Source organism: Halomonas sp. A11-A, from assembly GCF_003182195.1.
In the GTDB taxonomy this organism is placed as follows: domain Bacteria; phylum Pseudomonadota; class Gammaproteobacteria; order Pseudomonadales; family Halomonadaceae; genus Halomonas; species Halomonas alkalicola.
In genome coordinates this window covers 22,803-44,959 of the sequence record NZ_QGTM01000010.1, presented here as the reverse complement: position 1 = coordinate 44,959, position 22,157 = coordinate 22,803, and the positions used below count along the sequence as shown (strand labels likewise).

Below are 22,157 nucleotides of genomic sequence, written 5' to 3'. Positions count from 1 at the left end.
AGCCAGCGCTCGTCCCTTACGCCTCCTGGCGGATGCGCTTCTTGTCGAGCTTGCCCACGCTGGTCTTGGGGATCTCGTCGACGAAGCGGATGGAGGAGGGCAGCGCCCAGCGGTTGATGCGCCCCTCGTTGACGAACTGCTTGAGGAAGGTCAGCACCTCGTCGCCGGTGGGCGGGGCGTTGAGGTCAAGGGGCACCACCAGGGCGGCGGGGCGCTCTCCCCACTGCTCGTCGGGCATGCCGATCACCGCCACCTCGGCCACGCCGGGGCACTGGGCGATCAGGTTCTCCAGCTCCAGGGAGGAGATCCACTCGCCGCCGGTCTTGATCACGTCCTTGATGCGGTCGCGGATCTGCAGGAAGCCGCGCTCGTCGAGGGTGGCCACGTCGCCGGTATGCAGCCAGCCGTCGCGCCACAGCTCCTCGCTGCGGGTGGTCTCCTTGTAGTAGGCCTGGGTCAACCAGGGGGCGCGGACGCGCACCTCGCCGACGCTCTCGCCGTCCTGGGGCAGCGGTGTGCCGCTTTCGTCCACCACCTGCAGGTGCACCAGCGGCACCGCCACGCCCGCCTTGCAGCGCCACGGCAGCTGGGTCTCGAAGTCGGCCTCGGCGATATCCCGGGGCAGGATGTCGGCGGTGAGCAGCGGGCAGGTCTCCGACATGCCGTAGGCGCTGCGGGTGTCGATGCCCAGCTCATGGGCTCGCCGGGCCAGCGCCTGGGTCAGGGGGCTGCCGCCGATCAGCAGCTTCCAGCCGGAGAGGTCGACCCGGCCCGAGGCGACCGGCTCGGCGCCCACCACCATGCCGAGCAGGGTGGGCACGCAGTGGGAGAAGTCCACCTTCTCGCTGACCAGCAGCTTGACCAGCATCTCCGGCTCGTAGCGCCCGGGGTAGACCTGGGTGGCGCCGAGCAGGGTGGCGGTGTAGGGCACGCCCCACGCATGCACGTGGAACATCGGCGTGATCGGCATGTAGACCTTGTCGCGGTCGAGCAGCTCGAACCCCGGCGCCTGGAAGGTGCTGGCCTCGCCCAGGGTGTGCAGCACCAGCTGGCGGTGGGTGAAGTAGACCCCCTTGGGGTTGCCGGTGGTGCCGGTGGTGTAGAACAGCGTGGCCACCGCGTTCTCGTCGAAGGTGGGGAAGTCGTAGTGGCCGGGCTGCTCGGCCAGCAGCGTCTCGTACTCGCCCACCAGGGGCAGGCGGGTCTCGAGGGGCGCCTCCTCCTCCTGGCAGAGCAGGTAGCCGCGAATGCGCGGCAGCCGCTCGTGGAGCCCCTCCAGTAGCGGCACGAAGTCACGATGCACGAGCACGAAGTCGTCCTCGGCGTGCTCCATGGTGTAGTGGACCTGCTCCGGCGAGAGGCGCACGTTCACCGTGTGCAGGATGGCCCCCAGCATGGGGATGGCGAAGAAGGCCTCCAGGTAGCGGTGGCTGTCCCAGTCGAGCACCGCCACCACATCGCCGGCGCGCACGCCCCGGGCGGTGAGCAGGTGGGCGAGCTGGTGCACCCGCTCGCGGAAGCGGCGGTAGCTGTGGCGGCTCAGGTCGCGGTAGACGATGGGATTGTCGCCGGCCATGCGCACGCCGCTCTCCAGCAGCTCGCCGATCAGCAGCGGCGGGTTGGTGGCCGAGGGCGTGGGCGGCAGGATCTTCGGGTGGACGGTGGTCATCGGCGTGTCTCCTCGTGGTTGTCCGGGGTTCCTTCAGCAGCGCTCGATCAGCAGGGCGATGCCCTGGCCGCCGCCGATGCAGAGGGTGATCAGGCCGAAGCGGCCGCCGGTGCGCTCCAGCTCCGCCAGCGCCTTGATGGTCAGGATGGCACCGGTGGCGCCGACCGGATGGCCCAGCCCCACGGCGCCGCCGTTGGGGTTGAGCTTCTCGGCCGGGAAGCCCAGCTCGTCGGCCACCGCCATGGCCTGGGCGGCGAAGGCCTCGTTGGACTCGATGACGTCGATATCGGCCATGGCGATGCCGGCCTGCTCCAGGCAGCGGCGCACGGCGGGAATCGGGCCGAGCCCCATCAGACGGGGCTCGACCCCGGCGGTGGTGCCTACCAGGAAGCGTGCGCGGGGCGAGAGGCCGCGCCGCTCGGCTTCGTCGGCGTGGGCCAGCACCAGGCTGGCCGCGCCGTCATTGAGGCCCGAGGCGTTGCCGGCGGTGACGATGCCCTCCTTCTGAAAGGCGGGTCGGAGTCGGGCCAGGTCCTCCAGGGTGACGCCGTCGCGCACGTGCTCGTCCTGGGCGAAGACGCGCTCCTGGCGGCCCTCGCGCACGGTGACCGGCACGATCTGCTCCGCGAAGCGGCCCTCGGCGATGGCCCTTGCCGCCTTCCGGTGGCTCTCCAGGGCGAAGCGGTCCACCGCCTCGCGGGTCAGGCCGTGGCGGCTGGCGATGTTCTCGGCGGTGCAGCCCATGTGGCCGCTGCCGAAGGGGTCGCTGAGAATCCCGAGGGTCAGGTCGGCAACCGCTGCGTGCCCCATGCGCAGGCCGCTGCGCGCCTGGGGCGGCAGCAGGTAGGCGCCGCGGCTCATGGACTCGGCGCCGCCGGCCAGTGCCAGGCGGCTGTCGCCCAGGGTGATCTGCTGGGCGGCGGAGAGCAGCGCCTGCACCCCGGAGCCGCACAGGCGGTTGACGTTGAAGGCGCCGGCCTCGTCGGGCACGCCGGCCTCCCTGGCAATATGGCGCGCCAGGTAGGCGTCCTCGGGGCCGGTGGTGATGATATGGCCGTAGACGGCGTGGTCGATGGCCGCCGCCTCGACGCCCGAGCGTGCCAGCGCCTCCCGGGCGGTGATGGTGCCGAGCTCGTGGGGGGCGAGGCCGGCCAGGCTGCCGCCGAAGCCGCCGATGGCGGTGCGGGCACCGCCCAGAATGACAACGGAGTCCAGTTGCATGAGGTCTCTCCCGGTTCAGGCCTTGCCCAGCAGCGAGCGGGCAACGACTTCCTTCATGATTTCCGAGGTGCCGGCGTAGATGGTCTGTACCCGGGCATCCAGATAGAAGCGCGAGATGGGGTACTCGCGGGTGTAGCCGTAGCCGCCGAAGAGCTGCAGGCAGGTGTCGGCGGTGGCGCACTGCATCTCGGTGAGGCGCAGCTTGAGAATGGCGGCCTCGGTGGGCCCCATTTCTCCCTGGCGATACTGCGCCATGCACTTCTCGAGGTAGGCGCGGCCGAGTTCGATGTCGGCCTGCACCTCGGCCAGGGTGAAGCGGGTGTTCTGGAAGTCGCCCACCCGCTGGCCGAAGGCGCGGCGCTCCTGGACATACGCGAGGGTCAGCGCCAGGGCCCCCTCCATGGCGCCCAGGGCCTGGGCGCCGACGCCGAGCCGCTCCCGGGGCAGCTCCTGCATCAGGTAGGCAAAGCCCTGGCCCTCCTCGCCGAGCAGGGCGTCGGCGGGGAGCTCCATGCCGTCGAAGAAGAGCTCGGCGGTATCGCTGGCGTGCTGGCCGATCTTCTTGATCGGCTGGCCCCGGGAGAAGCCGGGCAGGGTGGTGTCGACGAGAAAGAGCGAGACCCCCCTGGCGCCCGCCTCCGGGTCGCTCTTGGCGCAGACGATCACCAGGTCGGCCACCTGGCCGTTGGTGATGAAGAGCTTGCTGCCGTCCAGTCGCCAGCCGCCCTCGGTGCGCTGGGCGCGGGTCTTCATGGCGGCCAGGTCGCTGCCGGCGCCGGGCTCGGTCATGGCGATGGCGCCGATCACCTCGCCGCGGGCCATGGCCGGCAGCCAGCGCTGCTGCTGGGCCGGGGTGGCGATATGCAGCAGGTAGGGCATCACGATATTGGCGTGGATGTTGTAGGCGCTGGCCAGGCCGCCGAAGCCCTGCCGGGAGATCTCCTCGATGACCAGCTGGGTGATGGTGAAGTCGACCCCGGCGCCGCCCAGGGGCTCCGGCATGTCGATGCCCAGCAGCCCCGCCTCGCCCATCTGCTGCCAGAGCTCGCGGGGCAGCTCGCCGGCCGCCTCCCAGGCCTCGTAGTGGGGCGCCACCTCCTGCTCCAGGAAGCGGCAGATCATGTCGTGGAAGAGCGGGGTCAGCTCGTCCTGGGGGATGGCCTCGGTCACGCGTTCAGCTCCTTGCGCAGGTGTCGCTTGAGAATCTTGCCGGCGGTGCTCTTGGGCAGGGCGTCGGCGAAGAGCACCCGCTTGGGCACCTTGTAGGGCGCCATGACGCCCTTCGCATGGGCGATCAGCGCTTCCTCGCTCACCTCCTCGCCCTCCTTGAGCACCACCACGGCGGTGATCGCCTCGATCCACTTCTCGTCGGGCAGGCCAATTACTGCCACCTCGGAGACGGCGGGGTGCTGGAAGAGCCCCTCCTCCACCTCGCGGCTGGCCACCACCACGCCGCCGGTATTGATGACGTCCTTGATGCGATCGACGATGTAGAGGTAGCCCGCCTCGTCGAAGTAGCCCACGTCGCCGGAGTGGAACCAACCGCCGAGGAAGGCCTCCTCGGTCATCTCTGGCTTGTCCCAGTAGCCGGTGAGCAGCTGGGGCGAGCGGTGGACGATCTCGCCGTGCTCCCCGGGGGCGACGTCGTTCATCTCGGCGTCGACGATGCGGGTCTCCACGGTGAGGATCGGGCGGCCCGCCGAGGCTGGCCGCGCGTCGTGCTCCTCCGGGCGCAGCACCGTGGCCAGGGGGGCGATCTCGCTCTGGCCGTAGCAGTTGTAGAGCCCCACGCCGGGGATTCGCTGGCGCAGCTCCTCCAGCACCGGCACCGGCATGATGGAGGCGCCGTAATAGGCCTTCTTCAGGCGGCTGAGGTTGGAGCGTGCGAAGTCGGGGTGGCGCAGCAGGCTGATCCACACCGTGGGCGGGGCGAAGAAGGAGGCGATGCCCTGGCGGCTGATCTGGGCCAGGCAGTCGTCCGGCAGCGGCGCCTCGCGCAGGTGCACCGGCGCCCCCAGCAGCAGCGCCGGCATCAGGAAGACGTGCATCTGGGCGGAGTGGTAGAGCGGCAGGGCGGCCAGCATCGGCTCGTCGCCCTTGAGGTCCAGCTCCACCATGCAGGCCAGGTACTCGGCGAGCAGCGCCTGGTGGGTCATCATCGCCGCCTTGGGGGCGGCGGTGGTGCCGGAGGTGTAGAGCAGTTGGGCGAGGCTTGCGCCCTCCACGGCGATCTCCGGCTCGGCTGCGCTGCTCTCGCCGACGGCCGTGGCCAGCACGTCGAAGCCGCTGCTCTCCCCCGCATGGAGGGTGCCCGACAGCGTCAGCGTCATGCCCTCGGTGGCGGCGGCCACCGTGTCGGCCAGGCCGAGATCGCTGAGCAGGCCAGCGGCGCCGGACTGCTCGAGGATGTAGCCGAGCTCGTCGGCGGTGAGGGCGTAGTTCACCGGCACATGCACCAGGCCGGCGCGGGTCGCTGCCAGCCAGGCGATCACGTAGGCATCGGAGTTCTTGCCGTAGACCGCCAGGCGGTCGCCTGGGGCGAGGCCGGCGCCGAGCAGGGCGTTGGCCACCCGGTTCACGGCCCGGTTCAGGTCGGCGTATCGCCACTCGCGGTCGTGGAAGGCCAGGGCCAGCCGGTCGGCGTGCTTGCGGGCGCTGCGGTTGAGGGCGGCGCCGATGGTGTTCTGCTGGATCTTCGGGTTGAGGCTCATGTCGTTCCCCCCTCAGGCGCCGTTGTTGACCAGGTGGCACTGGCTGTCGGACAGCGGGCGGAAGGCCTCCTCGGCGGGGATGGTGCGTACCAGCCGGAAGAGGTCGTCCTCGTCGGCGGCTTCTTCCGGTGACTTCACCTCCACCAGGTACATGTCGTGCACCATGCGGCCGTCCTCGCGGATATAGCCTCCCTTGGCGAAGATGTCGTTGATGGGAGTCGCCGCCATCTGCTCGCGCACCGCCTGGGCCTCGTCGGTGCCGATGGCGTCGACCGCCTGCAGATAGTGCAGGGTGCTGGAGTAGAGGCCGGCGTGGACCATGGTCGGCATGCTGCCGGTGCGCTCGCGGAAGCGCTCGGCCCAGGCGCGGGACTCCTCGTCGCGGTCGTAGAACCAGGCTTTGGTGAACTGCAGGCCCTGGGCATCCTCGAGGCCGATGCTGCGCACATCGGTGCTGAACAGCACCATGCCGGCCAGGATCTGGCCCGCCTGGGTGATGCCGAACTCGCTGGCGGTGGCAATGGCGTTGATGGTGTCGCCACCGGCGTTGTTGAGGGCGATGACGTCGGCGCCCGAGGCCTGGGCCTGGAGCATGAAGGAGGAGAAGTCGGTGCTCGGGAAGGGGTGGCGCGCCTTGCCCACGATGTTGCCGCCGTTCTCGAGGACCACCCGCTCCACGTCGCTCTCCAGGGCGTGGCCGAAGGAGTAGTCGGCGCTGAGCAGATACCAGTTGGGGTTCCCCTCCTGGGTGATCGCACGGGCGGTGCCGTTGGACATGGCCCAGGTGTCGTAGACCCAGTGGATATGGTTGGGCGAGCAGCTCTCGTTGGTCACCCCGGAGGAGACCGCGCCATTGACCAGCCCCAGGCGGTTCTCCTCTTCCAGCAGGCGGACGGCGGCCAGGGTCACGGAGGAGGCGACCAGGCCGGTGACCATGTCGACGTTCTGCTGGTCGATCCACTCGCGAACGACGCTGGAGCCTACGTCGGCACTGTTGCGGTCATCGGCGCTGAACACCACGATATCGGCACCCGCCACACTGCCGCCGACGTCCTCGATGGCCATCTGGATGGCGTCGAGCCCCAGGGGGCCGATCGGGTCGCGGTAGACGCCTGACATGTCGACTAGGTAGCCGATGCGAATCTCGTTGTCGGTGATCTCGGCGATGCTGGCCTGGCTGGCAAGCATGACGGAGGCGGCGAGGGCACCCAGGGCGAACTGGCGGGTTGTGATCATGGCAAGACCTTTGCGTTGTTGTTGTGTGGAGAGGAGCATGTGGCGACTTGATGCTCTGGCCCCATGGTAGGAGGAAAGATCGGGGAGGGGTTGATCTATCGGGCCATATTTTTTGCATTTCCTGCCAATTCAGGCGGCAGTATTATCGAGAAGACTAATGGATTAGGCCGATAGTCGACATATACGGCCAGGCTGGCGGGATGGCGGGAGCAGGGTTGACGCAGACGTAAAGGGGCGCCCGGAGGCGCCCCTGTGTCTGCTGGCCAAGCCTTTCGGTCAGTGGCTATGCCCATGACCATTGTCGTGATCATGGTCGTCGTGCCCATGGTCATGATCATCATGGCCGGGCTGGGCCAGGGCGTCATGCAGGGTCTGGGCGTTGTGGCGCATCATGCCCAGGTAGGTGCTGGCCTCGCCTTCCGCGGCCAGGGCGTCGGCGTAGAGGGTGCCGGCGATGGCCAGGCCGGTCTCCTCGGCGAGCTGGTTGATGATCGCCGGGCTGGTCATGTTCTCGTGGAACAGCGCCTGGACGTTCTGCTCGCGGATCACGTCGATCAGCCGCGCCATGTTGGCCGCGCTCGGCTCCGCCTCGGTGGAGAGACCCACCGGCGAGAGGAAGCGCAGGCCGTAGGCGTTGGCGAAGTAGCCGAAGGAGTCGTGGCCGGTGATCACGCTGGTGGAGGCGGGAATCTCGCCGAGCAGGCGACGCATCTCCTCGTCCATGGCCTGGATCTCGGCGATGTAGCGCTCCGCGTTCTCGCGATAGGCCGCCTCGTTGTCCGGGTCGGCCTCGATCAGGCCGTCGCGGATATTGGCCACGTAGATCTGGCCCATGGCCAGGTCCTGCCAACCGTGGGGATCCTGGTCGCCATGATCATGGTCGTCGTGGCCGTGGTCGTCGTGGCCGTGATCGTCGTGGCCGTGGTCGTCGTGGCCGTGGTCGTCGTGTCCGTGGTCGCCATGATCATGGTCGTCGTGGCCGTGATCGTCGTGGCCGTGATCGTCATGGCCGTGATCGTCATGGCCGTGATCGTCGTGGCCGTGATCGTCATGGCCGTGAGCATGGCCATGGTCGTGGCCGTGATACGCCAGCTTGCGGATCCCCTCGGTGGTGGTCACCAGCGGGCCGGCGTAGTCGCTCGCGTCGATCAGGCGCTCCATCCAGCCCTCGAACTGCAGGCCGTTGAAGACCACCAGGTCGGCCTCGGCCAGGGCGCGGGCGTCGGTGGGGCGTGGCGAGTAGACGTGGGCGTCGCTGTCGGGGCCCACCAGCGAGGTCACCTCGACGTGCTCGCCGCCGACGTTCTCGATCATGTCGGCGAGGATGCTGAAGCTGGTGACCACCTGCACGCGCTCGGCGGCGAAGGCGGTGGGCAGGGCCAGCAGGGCGGAGACGCCGAGCAGGGCGGCGGAGGCGTTCACGATGTGCATGGGGCAGGGGTCCTCTAGTGTCGTATCGGTGGAGTCGGAGGCGTCAGTGGGATTCAGGAGCGCCCAGGGGGGCGGCGCGGCGCTGCAGGCGCTCGCGCAGGCTGTGGTGGCGGCCCAGCAGCGCCGAGAGCAGGTAGGCCGCGCCGGCCAGCAGGATGATCGCGGGGCCCGAGGGCAGGCTCAGGTGGTAGGAGAGCAGCAGCCCACCGGTGCTGGCGACCAGGGCGATGGCCACGGCGATGCCGATCAGCCCCTCCAGGCGCTTGCTCCAGAAGCGCGCCGTGGTGGCCGGCAGCATCATCAGGCCCACCGCCATCAGGGTGCCCAGGGTCTGGAAGCCGGCGGTGAGGTTGAGCACCACCAGGCCCAGGAAGATGCCGTGGATCAGCCCGCTGTGCAGTCCCTGGCCGCGCAGGAAGAGTGGGTCCAGGCACTCCACCACCAGGGCGCGGAAGATCACCGCCAGGGTCACCACGATCAGGCTGCTGATGGCGGCGATCAGCACCAGGGCGGTGGTGTTCACGGCCAGGATCGAGCCGAACAGCACGTGGGTGAGGTCCACGCTGCTGCCGCCCAGCGATACCAGCATCACCCCGGCGGCCAGGGAGATCAGGAAGAAGCTGGCCATGGCGGAGTCCTCGCGGTGGCCGGTCATCTGGGAGACGCTGCCGGCCAGCACCGCCACCAGCAGGCCCGAGAGCACGCCGCCCAGGCTCATGATAGGTAGCGAGAAGCCGGCGAACAGGAAGCCCAGCGCCACGCCGGGCAGGATGGCGTGGGCCATGGCATCGCCGATCAGGCTCATGCCGCGCAGCATCAGGAAGACCCCCAGCGGCGGGGCGGCCAGCGACAGGGCCAGGCCCGCCACCAGGGCGCGCCTCATGAAGCCGTAGTCGAAGGGGGCGAGCAGCCAGGCGTCAAGCAGTTCCAGCATGCAGGGTATCCGGGAAGGTGAGGGGCAGGCGCGGCGCGCGGGGCGGCTGGCCGGCATAGCGTTCGAGCAGTGATTCGGGGCTGGCCCAGCGGCCGTGGCCACCGGCCAGCAGCAGCACGTCGTCGGCCAGGCGCGAGAGCTGCTCCATGTCGTGGAGCACCACGATGATGGTGGCGCCCTGTCGGGCCATGTCGCGCAGCACCTCCATCAGCACGTCGACGGTCTCGATGTCGACGTTGGCGAAGGGCTCGTCGAGCAGCAGCAGCTCGGCCTCCTGCATCAGGGTGCGGCCGAGCAGGGCGCGCTGGCGCTGGCCGCCGGAGAGCTCGCCGAGCTGGCGGTGGGCCAGGTGGGAGATTCCCAGGCGGGCCATGATCTCGCGGCCGCGGCGGTAGTGGGCCGCACAGTAGCCCTTCAGCGCGCCGTGGCTGGGCCAGGTGCCGGTCATGATCAGCTCTTCCACGCTCATCGGGAAGGTGAGGTCCAGGGCCAGCTGCTGAGGCAGCCAGGCGCAGCGCTCCCGGGGCACCTGGCAGGCCACGCGGCCGGCCACCGGACGCAGCATGCCCATGATGGCGCTGATCAGGGTGCTCTTGCCGGCGCCGTTGGCGCCGATCAGGGCGGTGATGGCGCCATCCTGGAAGCGGCCATCCAGATGCTCCAGCACGGTGCGTCCGCCCCGGGCGAGTTGCAGGTCCTCGAGCTGCAGGCGCGACATCAGGACCACCACCCGGCGGCCCAGGAAACCGCCAGCCAGAGCCCGGCCAGGGGCAGTGCCGCCGCCAGCAGCAGCCGGCGGGTAGCGGAGAGCGACATCAGCGAGAAGTGGCAGGGCCCTTCCGGGCGGTGCCGGTGTGCACGGTGTGCCATGGGGAAACCTCCGTCGGAATGGCGAAGGTTATAACATAACAAAGCGGCGGATGGCCACCGTTCCCGAGCGGCCCGGGGAGGAGCCTGGCAAGGGTCAGTAGCGTAGGGCGACGCCCAGCTGGTTCGGCGCCACCAGCAGGGCGTACTCACCTTCGAGGTTCATGTCCCCGAGGGAGACGCTGACCGGCCGGAAGCGGTTGATGGCGGCGGTGGCCTGGCGCGGCTGGGTCTGCAGCTGCAGCTCGCTGACCAGCATGCCGGTGGCGAAGTTGATGGCGCCGTCGCGTTCGCGGCCGTCGCCCACGGCGATCAGCAGCCCCGCGGCGGTGTTCACGGCCAGAGAGCCGAGCCGTGCCTCCTAGCTGCGGCGCCACAAGGCTGGCAGGCTAGAGCGAGGGGTGCTTGTATGAGGAGAAAAACGTAACAGAACCACAGGAGACAGGGATGTCGTATTACCTCTATTGGGGCAAGGCGAAACCGGCGAATGAAGGTGATAGCTGCCATCTTCTGCCTTACCACAGCCTGGATGTGGCCGCCGTGGGCTGGTATCTGCTTGCTCCCGAGCGGCCGCTTACTCAACTGCTGGCAGAGCGCCTCGCTATGCGGCCTGAGACGCTGCGCCGCCTCTTCGTTTTCCTGCTGGGGTTGCACGACCTTGGCAAGTTCTCCCGTACCTTTCAGGGGCTGGCACGACCGGATAGTGTGGGGCTGGCTCCACCCATTGAGCGATACGAATACACCGTACGCCATGATCGGCTGGGAGCATTATTATGGCAGGAGTGTTGGTTTGACTGGCTGGAGGACGGAATCCTGCGCTGGCCCGAGGTGTCCCTCGAGCGCTCCGAGGTGCGCCAACGCCGCAAGGCTATGCAGGCATCGTTGGCGCCTTTCTTTGGCCACCATGGCCAGCCGGTCGAAGCTGAGCAGCTGCGGCTCGAGCAGTTCTTTGCCAAGGACGCCCATAGTAACGACCTGGATGCTGCCAGGCAGTTCGTCGAAGAGTGGGCCGGCCTTATCGACATCGAGTGGCCGGTGGAGAAATTGGTCTCGAGCGAGTGGCTAGAAGTCTTCTTGACGCTGAGCTGGACCATTGCCGGCTGGGCGACGCTCAGCGACTGGCTGGGCTCGAATCAGGAGCATTTCCATTACTGCCAGAAGGAGATGCCGCTCGCCGAGTATTGGGAGTGTTATGCATTGCCGCGCGCCGAGGCGGCGCTGCGTGATACCGGCTTCGATCGACTGCCGGAGCCGCTTGCCTATAGCGGGCTCGAGGCCTGGTTCGATGGTGGGCCGATCACTCCGACTCCCTTGCAGAGCGAGGCCGAGACCCTGCCGATCTCGCCTGGGCCTCAGTTGTTCATCCTCGAAGACATCACGGGGTCCGGCAAGACCGAAGCAGCCTGCATCCTCACCCAGCGACTGTTGGCGGCCGGGCATGCAGAGGGGCTCTATTTCGCGCTGCCCACCATGGCGACCTCCAACGCGATGTATGAGCGTCTCGGCTTGTTGCATCGCCGTTTCTTCACGGTTGATTCCCATCCCTCCTTCGTACTGGCCCATGGTGCCAGCAGGCTGAACGAATCGTTCTCGCTGGCGATCGACAGGCCGCAGCCGGGTGACCGTGACTATGAGCCCGGCGAAGCCACGGCGACGGCTCATTGCAACCGCTGGCTCGCCGATTCGCGCAAGAAGGCGCTGCTGGCCGAGGTGGGCGTAGGTACCATCGACCAGGCGCTCATGGGGCTGTTGCCGTTCCGACATCAATCGCTGCGCCTCTTTGGCCTGGCGCGCAAGGTGTTGGTCGTCGATGAGGTGCATGCCTACGACCACTACATGCAGACCCTGCTCAACCAGTTGCTGAGCTATCACGCCCGCCAGGGCGGCAGCGCCATCCTGTTGACCGCGACGCTGCCGAATGCGATGCGCGAATCGCTGGCAACGGCGTGGCGTGGCGGACTGGATAGAGAGCCAGCCGCTCTTGAGCGTAGTGACTTTCCGCTGCTGACGCAGATCGATCAGGAGACGTCTCGTGAGGTGCCGCTGGGCTCGCGGCCGGAAGTCTCGCGGGAGGTGCGGGTCGAATGGCTGACCCAGGAAGAGCAGGCCATCGAGACCATTCTGGCAGCCGTCGAGGCCGGCGAGTGCGTTGCCTGGGTGCGCAACACTGTAGATGACGCCATCCGCGCCTTCGAGTCGGTACGTGAGCGCCACCCCGAGCCGCAGCGCTGTCTGCTGTTCCATAGCCGCTTCGCCATGCTGGATCGCCAGCGTATCGAGTCGGATGTCATCGAGCGATTGGGCAAAAAGTCCACGCCGGAGCGTCGTCGCGGGCAGGTGCTGATCAGCACTCAGGTCTTCCAGGAGTCCCTGGACTGTGACGTCGACCTGATGATCAGCGATCTCGCTCCCATTGACCTCTTGATTCAGCGTGCCGGGCGGCTTCAGCGCCACGTGCGTGGGCCGCGCCGCCTGCCCGTTCTCCATGTGCTGGCCCCCGAGTGGTCAGACGCGCCGGATGAACAGTGGATGAAGCGTGCTCTACCCGGAACGAATGCCGTCTATCGGGACACTTCCCTCTTGTGGCTGACCCAACGAGTCCTGCGCGAGCTTGGGGCAATCCGCATGCCCGAGCAGGCGCGCCAGCTGATCGAGGGCGTCTATGGTGAAGTGATCGACCTGGTGCCGGACGGCCTGCGGGGGGCTCGCTGGGAGCAGAAAGGTATCCAGGGGGTCGCCACCTCGATGGCCAACTTCAATGCCCTGGAGCTCGAGGCTGGTTACGTCTGGGATCGCCACAAGTGGCAGGAGGAGCAGGAGATCGGCACCCGCCAGGTCGATGAGCCAACGGTCAATGTGGCGCTGCTCAAGCGCGATGCCGAGGATGCCCTGGCGCTTTGGGCCGAGGGCGAGCGCCATGCCGATATGCTCAGCCAGATCAAGTTGCGCCAGAGTCAGGCAAGCAAGCTGACACGTCTCCCGGGTGAGTATCAGGCCCAGTGGGAAGCCCTACAGGAGCGCTACAAGGCGTTGCGCTTTGTGCAGCCGTGGTTGGCTGAGAGCGAGGTGGGGGCTCTGTATGACGTCCGGTTTGGGCTCATGTTCTCGGGGGTTGGATGAGATAAGCCTCAATGGGTATCGGGCTTGAATGCCATGGCCTCATCGAAGCTGTACAGGCAGGTATCGGGAAAGGCATCCGGCTCCATGTCGGTCTCGATGGCGGCGGCCCGCCGCGCATCGTCGTAAGCACTGGCCATCAGCTCGGGCAGTGTTGCCTTCAGGCTTGGGTTGTCGGCAAGCAGTCGAGAGGCTTTAACTTGAGCATCCTGAATAGTCAGGCGCCAGCTGCGCGAGCGGCGCTCAGGTTGATATTCCCATTTCAGCAAATGCATCAGGAGTCGGGCCAGCTGACTGATCAGGGCGCGGCGCTCGCTCTTGCCCATGCTCTCGATCTCCTCAGCAAGATGTTCGACATCGAGCTGATCCAGCTTTCCAGAACGCAGCAGTGTTGCCTGCTCCAGTGCCCAAGCGTAGGTGTCCTGATCGTAATGAGTCGACATTACATGGCTCCAAGGCTCTTGCTACATCGGTCATTGGACATCATAAGCGCGGTGGCGTTGTTGGACCAGCGAGAAAAAGCCCCGCCCCGGCGGGGATCTGTGCGGCTCTCGAATACACAAACGGTTCAGCCCCGTGCCAGCGAGGAGGTTGCCGCTTGAGAAGTATGGTCTATGTTGTTGGAGCTGAATATACAAATTTATTGGAGGTGGCATGAATCTGCTCGTAAGCACGTGGCTACCCTTCCGCTTCAGGGATGGCAGCATCGCCTACCGCTCACCCTTGGCCATCGCCGACCCCGAGGTCATCGATCTGGCACTGCCCCGGGCGGACTTCCAGGGCGCCGCCTACCAGTGGCTGATAGGCCTGCTGCAGACCGCGCTTCTTCCCGGGGATCACGATGACTGGCTGGATCGCGTTGACGAACCACCGAGTCGCGAGGCGCTCGAGGCAGCCTTTGAACACCTGGCGCCGGCCTTCGAGCTCGATGGCGATGGCCCGCGCTTTATGCAGGACCGGGATCCTCTGGAGGATGCCAAGCCGACGTCCGTCTCGGGGCTGCTGATCGACTCCCCCGGTGCCAATGGCCTCAAGCTCAACACCGATCACTTCGTCAAGCGGGGGCGAGTCGAGGCGATCTGCCCTGATTGTGCGGCCCTGGCCCTGTTTACCCTACAGATCAATGCCCCATCCGGTGGCGCTGGCTACCGGGTGGGGCTGCGTGGCGGTGGCCCGTTGACGACTCTGGTCTTGCCGGAGGATGCTCAGGCCAGCCTCTGGCAGCGGTTATGGCTGAATGTGATGCCAAGCCAATCCCTTTCACGGCAGGGCAAGGCCGAGGCGCCGCGACCTGACGACGACTCTCTCTTTCCCTGGATGGGGCCAACTCGGCTCAGCGATAGGAAAGGCGCCGTGGTCGTCCCGGATGCCATGCATGCCCTGCACGCCTACTGGGCGATGCCGCGCCGTTTTCGCCTGCTCTTCGAGGACGCCCCCTGCCGGTGCGATCTCTGCGGGCGGGAAACCTCACGATCTGTCGCCGAGATTCGCGCCAAGAACTATGGCGCCAACTACGACGGCCCCTGGCAGCACCCTTTGACCCCCTATCGTCGTGACCCCAAGAAACCCAACGAGCCGCCGCTTTCCACCAAGGGGCAGCCGGGAGGCTTGGGGTATCGGCACTGGTCGCACCTGGTGCTCGAGGATACTGAGAACAGTGGCGCCCTGCCTGCAACCGTGGTGCATGACTACCTGCATGGCAAGGTGCCGGCCAATCGGCAGGCGCGGCGCGAAGGTGAGGCATTCGAGCCGCTGCTCCGGCATGCCAGGCTCTGGGCCTTCGGTTACGACATGGACAACATGAAGCCTCGCGGCTGGTATAGCGTCGAGATGCCGCTAGTGGCGGTGCCGTCCGAGCAGCAAGAAGTGCTCAGATCCTGGGTTCAGGACGTGACCGAACTGGCTCGCCAGGTGGCGTGGATGCTACGCAACCAGATCAAGGCTGCCTGGTTCTCGCGCCCTGCCGATGCCAAGGGGGACATGAGCCCCATCGATAGCCAGTTCTATGAGGCGACCCAGGCTGGCTTCTTCCATGCCCTATTTGGCATGCAGCGGGCGTTGCTCGACGGCAAGAGCACGCATATGCCGACGGAGATCGCCGAGGGCTGGTATCGCGTGCTCCAACGGGAAGCCCTGCGGTTGTTCGATACACAAGCCCTGAGCGGTCCTGTGGCCGAGCTCGATATGAAACGCATCACCGGGGCCCGGCGCAATCTGCAGGCCTGGCTCTCCGGGCGCAGCAAGGGCAGCAAGGTCATCACCCAGTTCGCCAAGAAGGGTGGATTCGCGTTAACGGGTAGCAAGGAAAGCACAACAACGGAGGAGGTCGCGCCATGAGTGAGACAGCAGAACCACAGGTGGAGAAAGCGACACCAGTGGTGCCCGAACGACTGCGGGCACTCACGCCTGAAGAAGCCTTTGCCGTGCGCCGCTGGTGGCAGCGCCTGACCTTGCCCGCCGAGGAACTGAAGGCCTTTACCTCGGCGCCCCCCTGGCCGAAGGGGGTGCGAGCCATGCTGCGGCGCTGTGAATCGCCGGAGGCCGCTATGCTGACCGAGGCTTTTCGGCATCTTTGGCACCGGCTGCCGGAGTCCGAAGGCCAAAGCGAGAAGCGACGCAATCTGCGGCTGCAGACCTGGGCCTGCATTGCGCTGGTGCTGGCCGAGGTAAGAGCCGAGACCCCCAGTGCCACCTTGGGCAGCCAGCTAGGCAAACAGAAGAAGGAAACCGGCAAACCCCATATGAGCGAGCTGCGTTTCCAGCAGATGCTGACCTGTCAGACACCGGAAGAGCTGGTGCAGCGATTACGACGCGCCTTGGCGCTGATCGACAAGCAGGGAGTCAGCGTTGTTCATCTCGCCGACAATATCGCGCTCTGGTGGCGTGAGTCTCAAGGGGTGCTGGCACCCCAGCCTACGGGACGCCTCGGCTTCCTATGGGCCAACGACTATTTCGAGGCGCTGTCCCGCTATCAGCGCGCCAGCGACTGATCGAACTTCCATCCAAGACAGGGAACTGAACGCATGAGCCACTTCATTCAACTGCATCTGCTGACCTCCTATCCCCCGGCCAACCTCAACCGTGACGACCTGGGGCGCCCGAAAACCGCCATCATGGGCGGTGCCAAGCGCCTGCGTGTTTCCTCCCAGAGCCTCAAGCGGACCTGGCGCACTTCCGCCCTGTTCGAAGAGGCACTGGGTCAGCACCGCGGCCAGCGTACCAAGCGCGTGGGTCTCGAGGCAGAGCAACGCCTGATCGAAAAAGGTGTGAAGGAGAAAGAGGCGCGTGCCTGGGCCACGGAAATCGCCAAGGTATTCGGCGATGTCGCCAAGGGGGAGCTGGCGACCAGTCAACTGGTGCATATCGGACCCGAGGAGCAGGCGGCGGTGGATGCTCTGGTCGACACGCTGGCCGCCGAGAATCGCGCGCCCGAGAAGGCCGAACTGGATCTCCTGCGCCACAAGCCGGCCGCCGCGGATATCGCCCTGTTCGGTCGCATGCTGGCGGCGGTACCGGAGTATAACGTCGAGGCGGCCTGCCAGGTTGCCCATGCCATCACCGTTCATGCGGCAGAGGTGGAGGATGACTACTTCACCGCCGTGGACGATCTCAATACCGGTGACGAGCATCGTGGCGCGGCCCATGTCGGCGAGGCAGGCTTCGCGGCCGGACTGTTCTATAGCTACATCTGCATCGATCGGCAGCAATTGGTCGATAACCTCAGCGGCGATACCGAGCTGGCCGATCGGGCCATTGCTGCCCTGGTGGAGGCCGCCGTGCGTACTTCACCGAAAGGCAAGCAGAACAGCTTCGGCTCTCGCGCTCATGCCAGCTATGTATTGGCCGAGAAGGGTGACCAGCAGCCGCGCTCGCTGTCGGTGGCCTTCCTGCGACCGGTGGCCGGTCAAGATCAGGCCGGTGATGCGGTGGAACGGCTCGAGACTCAGGTGAATGCCTTCGATGGAGCCTATGGGGCGGGTGCCGATCATCGCTATATCGTCTCTGCCTTGCCTGGTTACCAGGGCACCAAGCTCGAGGGCGAGGTCGTCACGGGTAACCTCGATGGGCTGATCGAGTTTCTCAGCGCCGACCATTAAGGAGCCGTTATGACGGAATATCTTGTCTTTCGGCTCTATGCTCCACTTGCCAGCTGGGGTGAGGCAGCGGTAGGCGAGACGCGCCCTACTGCCACGCATCCCGGACGCGGCGCCATCCTGGGGCTGCTGGGTGCAGCCCTTGGCATCAGGCGCGAGGACGATGCCGGCCAGAAAGCCCTAGGGGATAGCGTGTGTATTGCCATCAAGCAGCGCTCTCCCGGCACTCTTTTGCGCGACTACCACACCGCCCAGGTGCCGGGTGATCGCAAGGGCGTGACCTATCGCACGCGACGCGATGAATTGGGTGCCCCACAGAAGGTGATCAATACCATTCTCTCCAGTCGTGACTACCGCTGCGACGGCCTCTGGACTGTTGCGGTGTGGGCTACTGAGAGTGCAGAGATATCCCTCGAAGCGATGCAGGCAGCGCTGCTTCGACCGCAATACCCGCTCTACCTCGGTCGCAAGTCCTGCCCCCTGGCGGCGCCATTGGCCCCCCGAGTGATCCAGGCCGGGCAGTTGCGTGAGGCTCTGGATACGGCGTTTCCCGTGCTGGTTGGCAAAGAGAGAAAAGCTGAGGAAGTCGCGTTAAGACTCCCAGGTGATGTGATGTACGCCTGGGAGGGTGGAGTCGAGCGGTTGGATGGTGAGAGTCGCGGCGTGGAGTCCAGCGATGTGTGGGATCGGCCACTCAATCGGCGTCGCTGGCAATTCGGGCCACGTACCGAGTTCCGGCGGTATGTGCGTGCAGAGGAGGGGCGCTGATGTATCTTTCACGTGTTCGAGTCGATCTCAACGGCCTCTCCCGCGAAGCCCTGTTCGACATCATGCAGGGGGGCGCCTATGGCGCTCACCAACTGCTCTGGCAGGCATTTCCCGGCCACGAGGGTGCCCGTCCCTTCCTGTTTCGTCAGGAGCTGGAAGAGGACACCGAGCAGGGCAAGCCCCCGAAGGGGCTGCCACTCTTCTATGTGCTCTCCGACCGGGAGCCTATCTCCATCGCGGGCCTGCTCGATGTGCAGTGCAAGCCCTTTGCGCCGACGCTGCGGGAAGGCGAGCAACTGGCATTCCGGCTGCGTGCCAATCCGACGGTGGCGCGACGAGTGGAGGGGGCCAGGCACTCGCCCCGTAGCGATGTGCTGATGGCCGCAAAGAAACCCTTTCCACCGGGCCAGCGGACTAGCCCGGAATGCGTCCAGGCGATGGATCAGGCGGCGCGAGACTGGCTGCATATGAGGGCAGAAACGATGGGCTTCCGGCTACCGGTGGATCCGGAGGTTGGAGCCTATCGTCAGCATGTCCTGCAGAAGCCTGGTCGGCGTGACGCCATTCAATACTCCAGCGTGGACTACGAGGGCTTGCTGGAGGTCGCCGACCCGGGCCGCCTGATCGAGACTTTGGCCCGGGGCATCGGGCGTGCCAAGGCCTTTGGTTGTGGACTGATGTTGATCCGCCGGCCATAGCGATACTCACGGGTAGGGAGGCCAGTATGGGCTTTATTCCGCTCAAGCCGATTCCCATGAAGGATCGCATGTCGATGATCTTCGTCGGCATGGGGCAGATCGATGTGCGAGACGGCGCCTTCGTGGTCATCGACGAGGTCAATGGCGAGCGCATGCATATCCCAGTGGGCTCGGTCGCTTGCCTGTTGCTGGAGCCAGGCACCCGGGTTTCCCATGCGGCCGTCAAGTTGGCGGCGACCGTGGGCACCCTGTTGATCTGGGTTGGCGACGCGGGGGTGCGGCTCTATAGCGCCGGTCAGCCTGGTGGGGCACGCTCCGACAAGCTGCTCTACCAGGCACAGCTGGCGCTGGACGACTCGCTACGCTTGAAGGTCGTACGCAAGATGTTCGAGCTGCGATTTGGCGAGCCGCCGCCGTCGCGTCGCAGTGTCGAGCAGCTCCGCGGAATGGAGGGCGCCAGGGTACGCAAGACCTACCAGTTGATCGCCAAGCAATACGGCGTCAAGTGGTCGGGGCGCCGCTACGATCCCTCCCAATGGGATGCCTCCGACGTTGCCAACCAGTGTCTTTCCGCGGCCACCGCCTGCTTGTATGGCATCAGTGAGGCTGCCATTCTGGCGGCGGGTTATGCCCCGGCCATTGGCTTTCTGCATACCGGCAAGCCGAAGAGCTTCGTCTACGATATCGCCGATATCGTCAAATTCGAGACGGTCGTGCCCGCGGCGTTTCGTGTTGCGGCACGCAACCCGCCCATGCCGGAGCGCGAAGTCCGTATCGCGTGTCGTGATGCCTTCAAGCAGGCCAAGATTTTGCAGCGGTTGATTCCCATGATCGAGGAGGTCCTTGCGGCGGGGGATATCGAGCCGCCTCCCCCTGCTCCGGAAGCCGTGCCTCCGGCGATTCCTGAACCGCCCTCTATCGGTGATGCCGGACACAGGAGTGGATGATGGCCATGCTCGTCGTCGTGACTGAAGCTGTACCGCCGCGCCTGCGCGGACGGCTCGCCATTTGGCTGTTGGAGATTCGAGCCGGCGTCTATGTCGGTGATGTCAGCAGACGGATCAGGGAAATGATCTGGGAGCAGATCAATGCCCTGGCGGAGGATGGTAACGTCGCTATGGCCTGGGCCAGCAACCAGGAATCCGGCTTCGAGTTCCAGACCTATGGCGCGAACCGGCGTGCGCCCTGGGATCACGATGGGCTGCGTTTGGTACGCTTTCTACCTATCGAGACTAAGTGACTGATAATTCAAGCTCTTTAAAAAATCAGTCTGTATAAAAAATAGGCAAAATCGCCGGTGGAATTTCTGCCGGCGATTTTCCTTTTGTAGATCAACTATCTACAATTAGTCCGATCCCCGCAGGCGCGGGGCTCAACCGCCGTAAGAGCTGAACCTTACAGTGTCCAAGTACCGATCCCCGCAGGCGCGGGGCTCAACCGTATCCCTCCCTTGCGGAGAGCGAGAGACTCTACCCGATCCCCGCAGGCGCGGGGCTCAACCGTACCCTGCCGCTAGGGTGGCTTGGATGATTTCCCGATCCCCGCAGGCGCGGGGCTCAACCGGGGCAACCGTGGCGCCAACACGCCAGCCTGTCCCGATCCCCGCAGGCGCGGGGCTCAACCGACCATGAGCAAGCATGTAGACGGCATCCATATCCGATCCCCGCAGGCGCGGGGCTCAACCGCCCCGTCTCGGCGTGGATTGTGCGGGCTAGCGCCGATCCCCGCAGGCGCGGGGCTCAACCGGTGACGGTTGGCGTCGGCCCATGCGGCTAGATCCGATCCCCGCAGGCGCGGGGCTCAACCGTGATAGGTGCCATAGGTGCCGGGCGGCGGGGCCCGATCCCCGCAGGCGCGGGGCTCAACCGCTGGTAATGGTTGGCGTAGATATAGCCAGTGCCCGATCCCCGCAGGCGCGGGGCTCAACCGCATGATACCGACCCTGTAGACGCCATGTTTAGCCGATCCCCGCAGGCGCGGGGCTCAACCGCACTCTTCCAGCTCTTGATAAGTTGGGGCCTCCCGATCCCCGCAGGCGCGGGGCTCAACCGGAAGGCCCCGAGGTGCATAGCGCCTCGGGGCCCCGATCCCCGCAGGCGCGGGGCTCAACCGCCGCAGCCGAGCAGCGGAAGCGTGACGAGAAACCGATCCCCGCAGGCGCGGGGCTCAACCGTCCTTTGCCTCTGTTAGTCGCTGTGCGGCAATCCGATCCCCGCAGGCGCGGGGCTCAACCCCCGGATAGAGAATATCTTTATACTGAGGATGACCGATCCCCGCAGGCGCGGGGCTCAACCGACCCTGGACGGGTTACGCGCCACCTATGGTGACCGATCCCCGCAGGCGCGGGGCTCAACCGCATCATGAGCACATTAATCTTATTCGCCATCGCCGATCCCCGCAGGCGCGGGGCTCAACCGAGGCGTATCAGCGCATCTACAGCATGCAGCGCCCGATCCCCGCAGGCGCGGGGCTCAACCGTTCCCCCGGCTGGTCGATCAGCGACAGCGGAGCCGATCCCCGCAGGCGCGGGGCTCAACCGGCCAGGCTGTGCAGTTCGTTGATGGCGCCCAGCCGATCCCCGCAGGCGCGGGGCTCAACCGGCTAGCATGGCGGCCTGATTGCCGCGGATGCGCCGATCCCCGCAGGCGCGGGGCTCAACCGACCAGATCTCATCCCTTCCTCCCGGCCAGTGCCCGATCCCCGCAGGCGCGGGGCTCAACCGTTCCTTTTCGATGTGACGCGCGAAGTCCTCGCCCGATCCCCGCAGGCGCGGGGCTCAACCGGCAGCGTAGGGGTCGCCGGGCACGCCTGAGATCCGATCCCCGCAGGCGCGGGGCTCAACCGATGGTGCGGCTGGGCAGGTTGATGTCGCTGGTCCGATCCCCGCAGGCGCGGGGCTCAACCGATGCCGGCCGTGGAACGCTTCCAGACGTGGTACCGATCCCCGCAGGCGCGGGGCTCAACCGTGTGCGTGGGATGCGGCTCTGCCGGCGGCCAGCCGATCCCCGCAGGCGCGGGGCTCAACCGTCGAGCGCCTCCACCACCAGCGCAACGCCGCCCCGATCCCCGCAGGCGCGGGGCTCAACCGTCTAGAAGTAGACTCTCCGGACGGCGCGAACCCCGATCCCCGCAGGCGCGGGGCTCAACCGTGATGGACCAAAGCATTGTCTCCGGTGCAGGCAAGTTAGATCCGACGTCGCGGCCTGTGCGTCACGGCTCAGTAGCGCAGGGCGACGCCCAGCTGGTTAGGCGCCACCAGCAGGGCGTACTCACCTTCGAGGTTCATGTCCCCGAGGGAGACGCTGATCGGCCGGAAGCGGTTGATGGCGGCGGTGGCCTGGCGCGGCTGGGTCTGCAGCTGCAGCTCGCTGACCAGCATGCCGGTGGCGAAGTTGATGGCGCCGTCGCGCC

At 66.4% G+C, this 22,157-nt stretch carries 19 protein-coding genes, 1 pseudogene and 1 CRISPR repeat array; of the genes and pseudogenes, 8 read left to right on the top strand and 12 right to left on the bottom strand.

All coding sequences use genetic code 11. The features are described 5' to 3' along the window. Nucleotides 1-16: 16 nt before the first annotated feature. From DER72_RS08905 to DER72_RS08865, 10 genes are all read right to left on the bottom strand, one after another. Complete coding sequence (locus tag DER72_RS08905) at nucleotides 17-1,669, bottom strand: fatty acid--CoA ligase (RefSeq protein WP_110069641.1); 1,653 nt, start codon at nucleotides 1,667-1,669, stop codon at nucleotides 17-19. Between the two features lie 33 nt (nucleotides 1,670-1,702). After that, nucleotides 1,703-2,890, bottom strand: a complete 1,188-nt coding sequence (bktB, locus tag DER72_RS08900) for a beta-ketothiolase BktB (protein ID WP_110069640.1) — start codon at nucleotides 2,888-2,890, stop codon at nucleotides 1,703-1,705. A gap of 15 nt (nucleotides 2,891-2,905) precedes the next feature. Next, on the bottom strand, nucleotides 2,906-4,012 hold the full coding sequence (locus tag DER72_RS08895) for an acyl-CoA dehydrogenase family protein (protein WP_110069683.1): 1,107 nt from the start codon (nucleotides 4,010-4,012) through the stop codon (nucleotides 2,906-2,908). 44 nt (nucleotides 4,013-4,056) lie between these two features. Further along, entirely contained in the window at nucleotides 4,057-5,601 is a 1,545-nt protein-coding gene (locus DER72_RS08890; protein ID WP_110069639.1) for a fatty acyl-CoA synthetase, read from the bottom strand. 12 nt (nucleotides 5,602-5,613) lie between these two features. Next, on the bottom strand, nucleotides 5,614-6,837 hold the full coding sequence (locus DER72_RS08885) for an ABC transporter substrate-binding protein (RefSeq protein WP_110069638.1): 1,224 nt from the start codon (nucleotides 6,835-6,837) through the stop codon (nucleotides 5,614-5,616). Nucleotides 6,838-7,113: 276 nt separating this feature from the next. Continuing rightward, nucleotides 7,114-8,268 (bottom strand): metal ABC transporter solute-binding protein, Zn/Mn family, encoded by a 1,155-nt coding sequence (locus tag DER72_RS08880; protein WP_110069637.1) that lies wholly within the window; start codon nucleotides 8,266-8,268, stop codon nucleotides 7,114-7,116. Nucleotides 8,269-8,311: 43 nt separating this feature from the next. Next, on the bottom strand, nucleotides 8,312-9,202 hold the full coding sequence (locus DER72_RS08875) for a metal ABC transporter permease (RefSeq protein WP_110069636.1): 891 nt from the start codon (nucleotides 9,200-9,202) through the stop codon (nucleotides 8,312-8,314). Then, entirely contained in the window at nucleotides 9,186-9,920 is a 735-nt protein-coding gene (locus DER72_RS08870) for a metal ABC transporter ATP-binding protein (RefSeq protein WP_110069635.1), read from the bottom strand. Before DER72_RS08870 ends, DER72_RS08875 begins: the two co-directional genes overlap by 17 nt. Continuing rightward, nucleotides 9,920-10,072 carry a hypothetical protein gene (locus DER72_RS16155; RefSeq protein WP_162899924.1) on the bottom strand — a complete coding sequence of 51 codons (153 nt, stop codon included), beginning with the start codon at nucleotides 10,070-10,072 and terminating at the stop codon, nucleotides 9,920-9,922. The genes DER72_RS08870 and DER72_RS16155 overlap by 1 nt, the downstream gene beginning before the upstream one ends. A 94-nt stretch (nucleotides 10,073-10,166) precedes the next feature. After that, nucleotides 10,167-10,406: a hypothetical protein gene (locus tag DER72_RS08865; RefSeq protein ID WP_181395634.1), complete on the bottom strand. Its 240-nt coding sequence runs from the start codon at nucleotides 10,404-10,406 to the stop codon at nucleotides 10,167-10,169. A 110-nt stretch (nucleotides 10,407-10,516) separates the two neighbouring features. Here DER72_RS08865 and cas3 point away from each other — a divergent pair, with 110 nt between their 5' ends. Then, on the top strand, nucleotides 10,517-13,189 hold the full coding sequence (gene cas3 / locus DER72_RS08860; protein WP_110069634.1) for a CRISPR-associated helicase Cas3': 2,673 nt from the start codon (nucleotides 10,517-10,519) through the stop codon (nucleotides 13,187-13,189). Between the two features lie 8 nt (nucleotides 13,190-13,197). On the opposite strand, the gene DER72_RS08855 is transcribed toward cas3, so the two are convergent. Then, a complete protein-coding gene (locus DER72_RS08855) occupies nucleotides 13,198-13,629 on the bottom strand; it encodes a DUF29 domain-containing protein (RefSeq protein WP_110069633.1) in 432 nt (143 codons plus the stop codon). A 211-nt stretch (nucleotides 13,630-13,840) separates the two neighbouring features. On the opposite strand from DER72_RS08855, the gene casA reads away from it, so the two are divergent. Genes casA through cas2e form a run of 7 tightly spaced genes read left to right on the top strand, consistent with a single transcriptional unit; the run spans nucleotide 13,841 to nucleotide 19,986 of the window. Beyond that, the gene (casA, locus tag DER72_RS08850; RefSeq protein WP_110069632.1) at nucleotides 13,841-15,523 is read left to right on the top strand and encodes a type I-E CRISPR-associated protein Cse1/CasA; all 1,683 of its coding nucleotides are present in this window, start codon (nucleotides 13,841-13,843) and stop codon (nucleotides 15,521-15,523) included. Next, nucleotides 15,520-16,176, top strand: a complete 657-nt coding sequence (casB, locus tag DER72_RS08845; RefSeq protein WP_110069631.1) for a type I-E CRISPR-associated protein Cse2/CasB — start codon at nucleotides 15,520-15,522, stop codon at nucleotides 16,174-16,176. The genes casA and casB overlap by 4 nt, the downstream gene beginning before the upstream one ends. Before the next feature lie 33 nt (nucleotides 16,177-16,209). Then, complete coding sequence (gene cas7e, locus DER72_RS08840) at nucleotides 16,210-17,283, top strand: type I-E CRISPR-associated protein Cas7/Cse4/CasC (protein ID WP_110069630.1); 1,074 nt, start codon at nucleotides 16,210-16,212, stop codon at nucleotides 17,281-17,283. 9 nt (nucleotides 17,284-17,292) lie between these two features. After that, a complete protein-coding gene (gene cas5e / locus DER72_RS08835; RefSeq protein ID WP_110069629.1) occupies nucleotides 17,293-18,048 on the top strand; it encodes a type I-E CRISPR-associated protein Cas5/CasD in 756 nt (251 codons plus the stop codon). After that, nucleotides 18,048-18,746 (top strand): type I-E CRISPR-associated protein Cas6/Cse3/CasE, encoded by a 699-nt coding sequence (cas6e, locus tag DER72_RS08830; RefSeq protein ID WP_110069628.1) that lies wholly within the window; start codon nucleotides 18,048-18,050, stop codon nucleotides 18,744-18,746. Before cas5e ends, cas6e begins: the two co-directional genes overlap by 1 nt. A 26-nt stretch (nucleotides 18,747-18,772) precedes the next feature. Beyond that, on the top strand, nucleotides 18,773-19,693 hold the full coding sequence (gene cas1e, locus DER72_RS08825) for a type I-E CRISPR-associated endonuclease Cas1e (RefSeq protein WP_110069627.1): 921 nt from the start codon (nucleotides 18,773-18,775) through the stop codon (nucleotides 19,691-19,693). Beyond that, entirely contained in the window at nucleotides 19,693-19,986 is a 294-nt protein-coding gene (gene cas2e, locus DER72_RS08820) for a type I-E CRISPR-associated endoribonuclease Cas2e (RefSeq protein ID WP_110069626.1), read from the top strand. Before cas1e ends, cas2e begins: the two co-directional genes overlap by 1 nt. A 110-nt stretch (nucleotides 19,987-20,096) precedes the next feature. Continuing rightward, nucleotides 20,097-21,895: direct repeats of the CRISPR family, unit length 29 nt; unit sequence CCGATCCCCGCAGGCGCGGGGCTCAACCG. Nucleotides 21,896-21,963: 68 nt separating this feature from the next. Here the strand turns inward: cas2e and DER72_RS08815 are convergent. Next, a pseudogene (locus DER72_RS08815) lies at nucleotides 21,964-22,157 on the bottom strand (hypothetical protein); the annotation flags it as partial.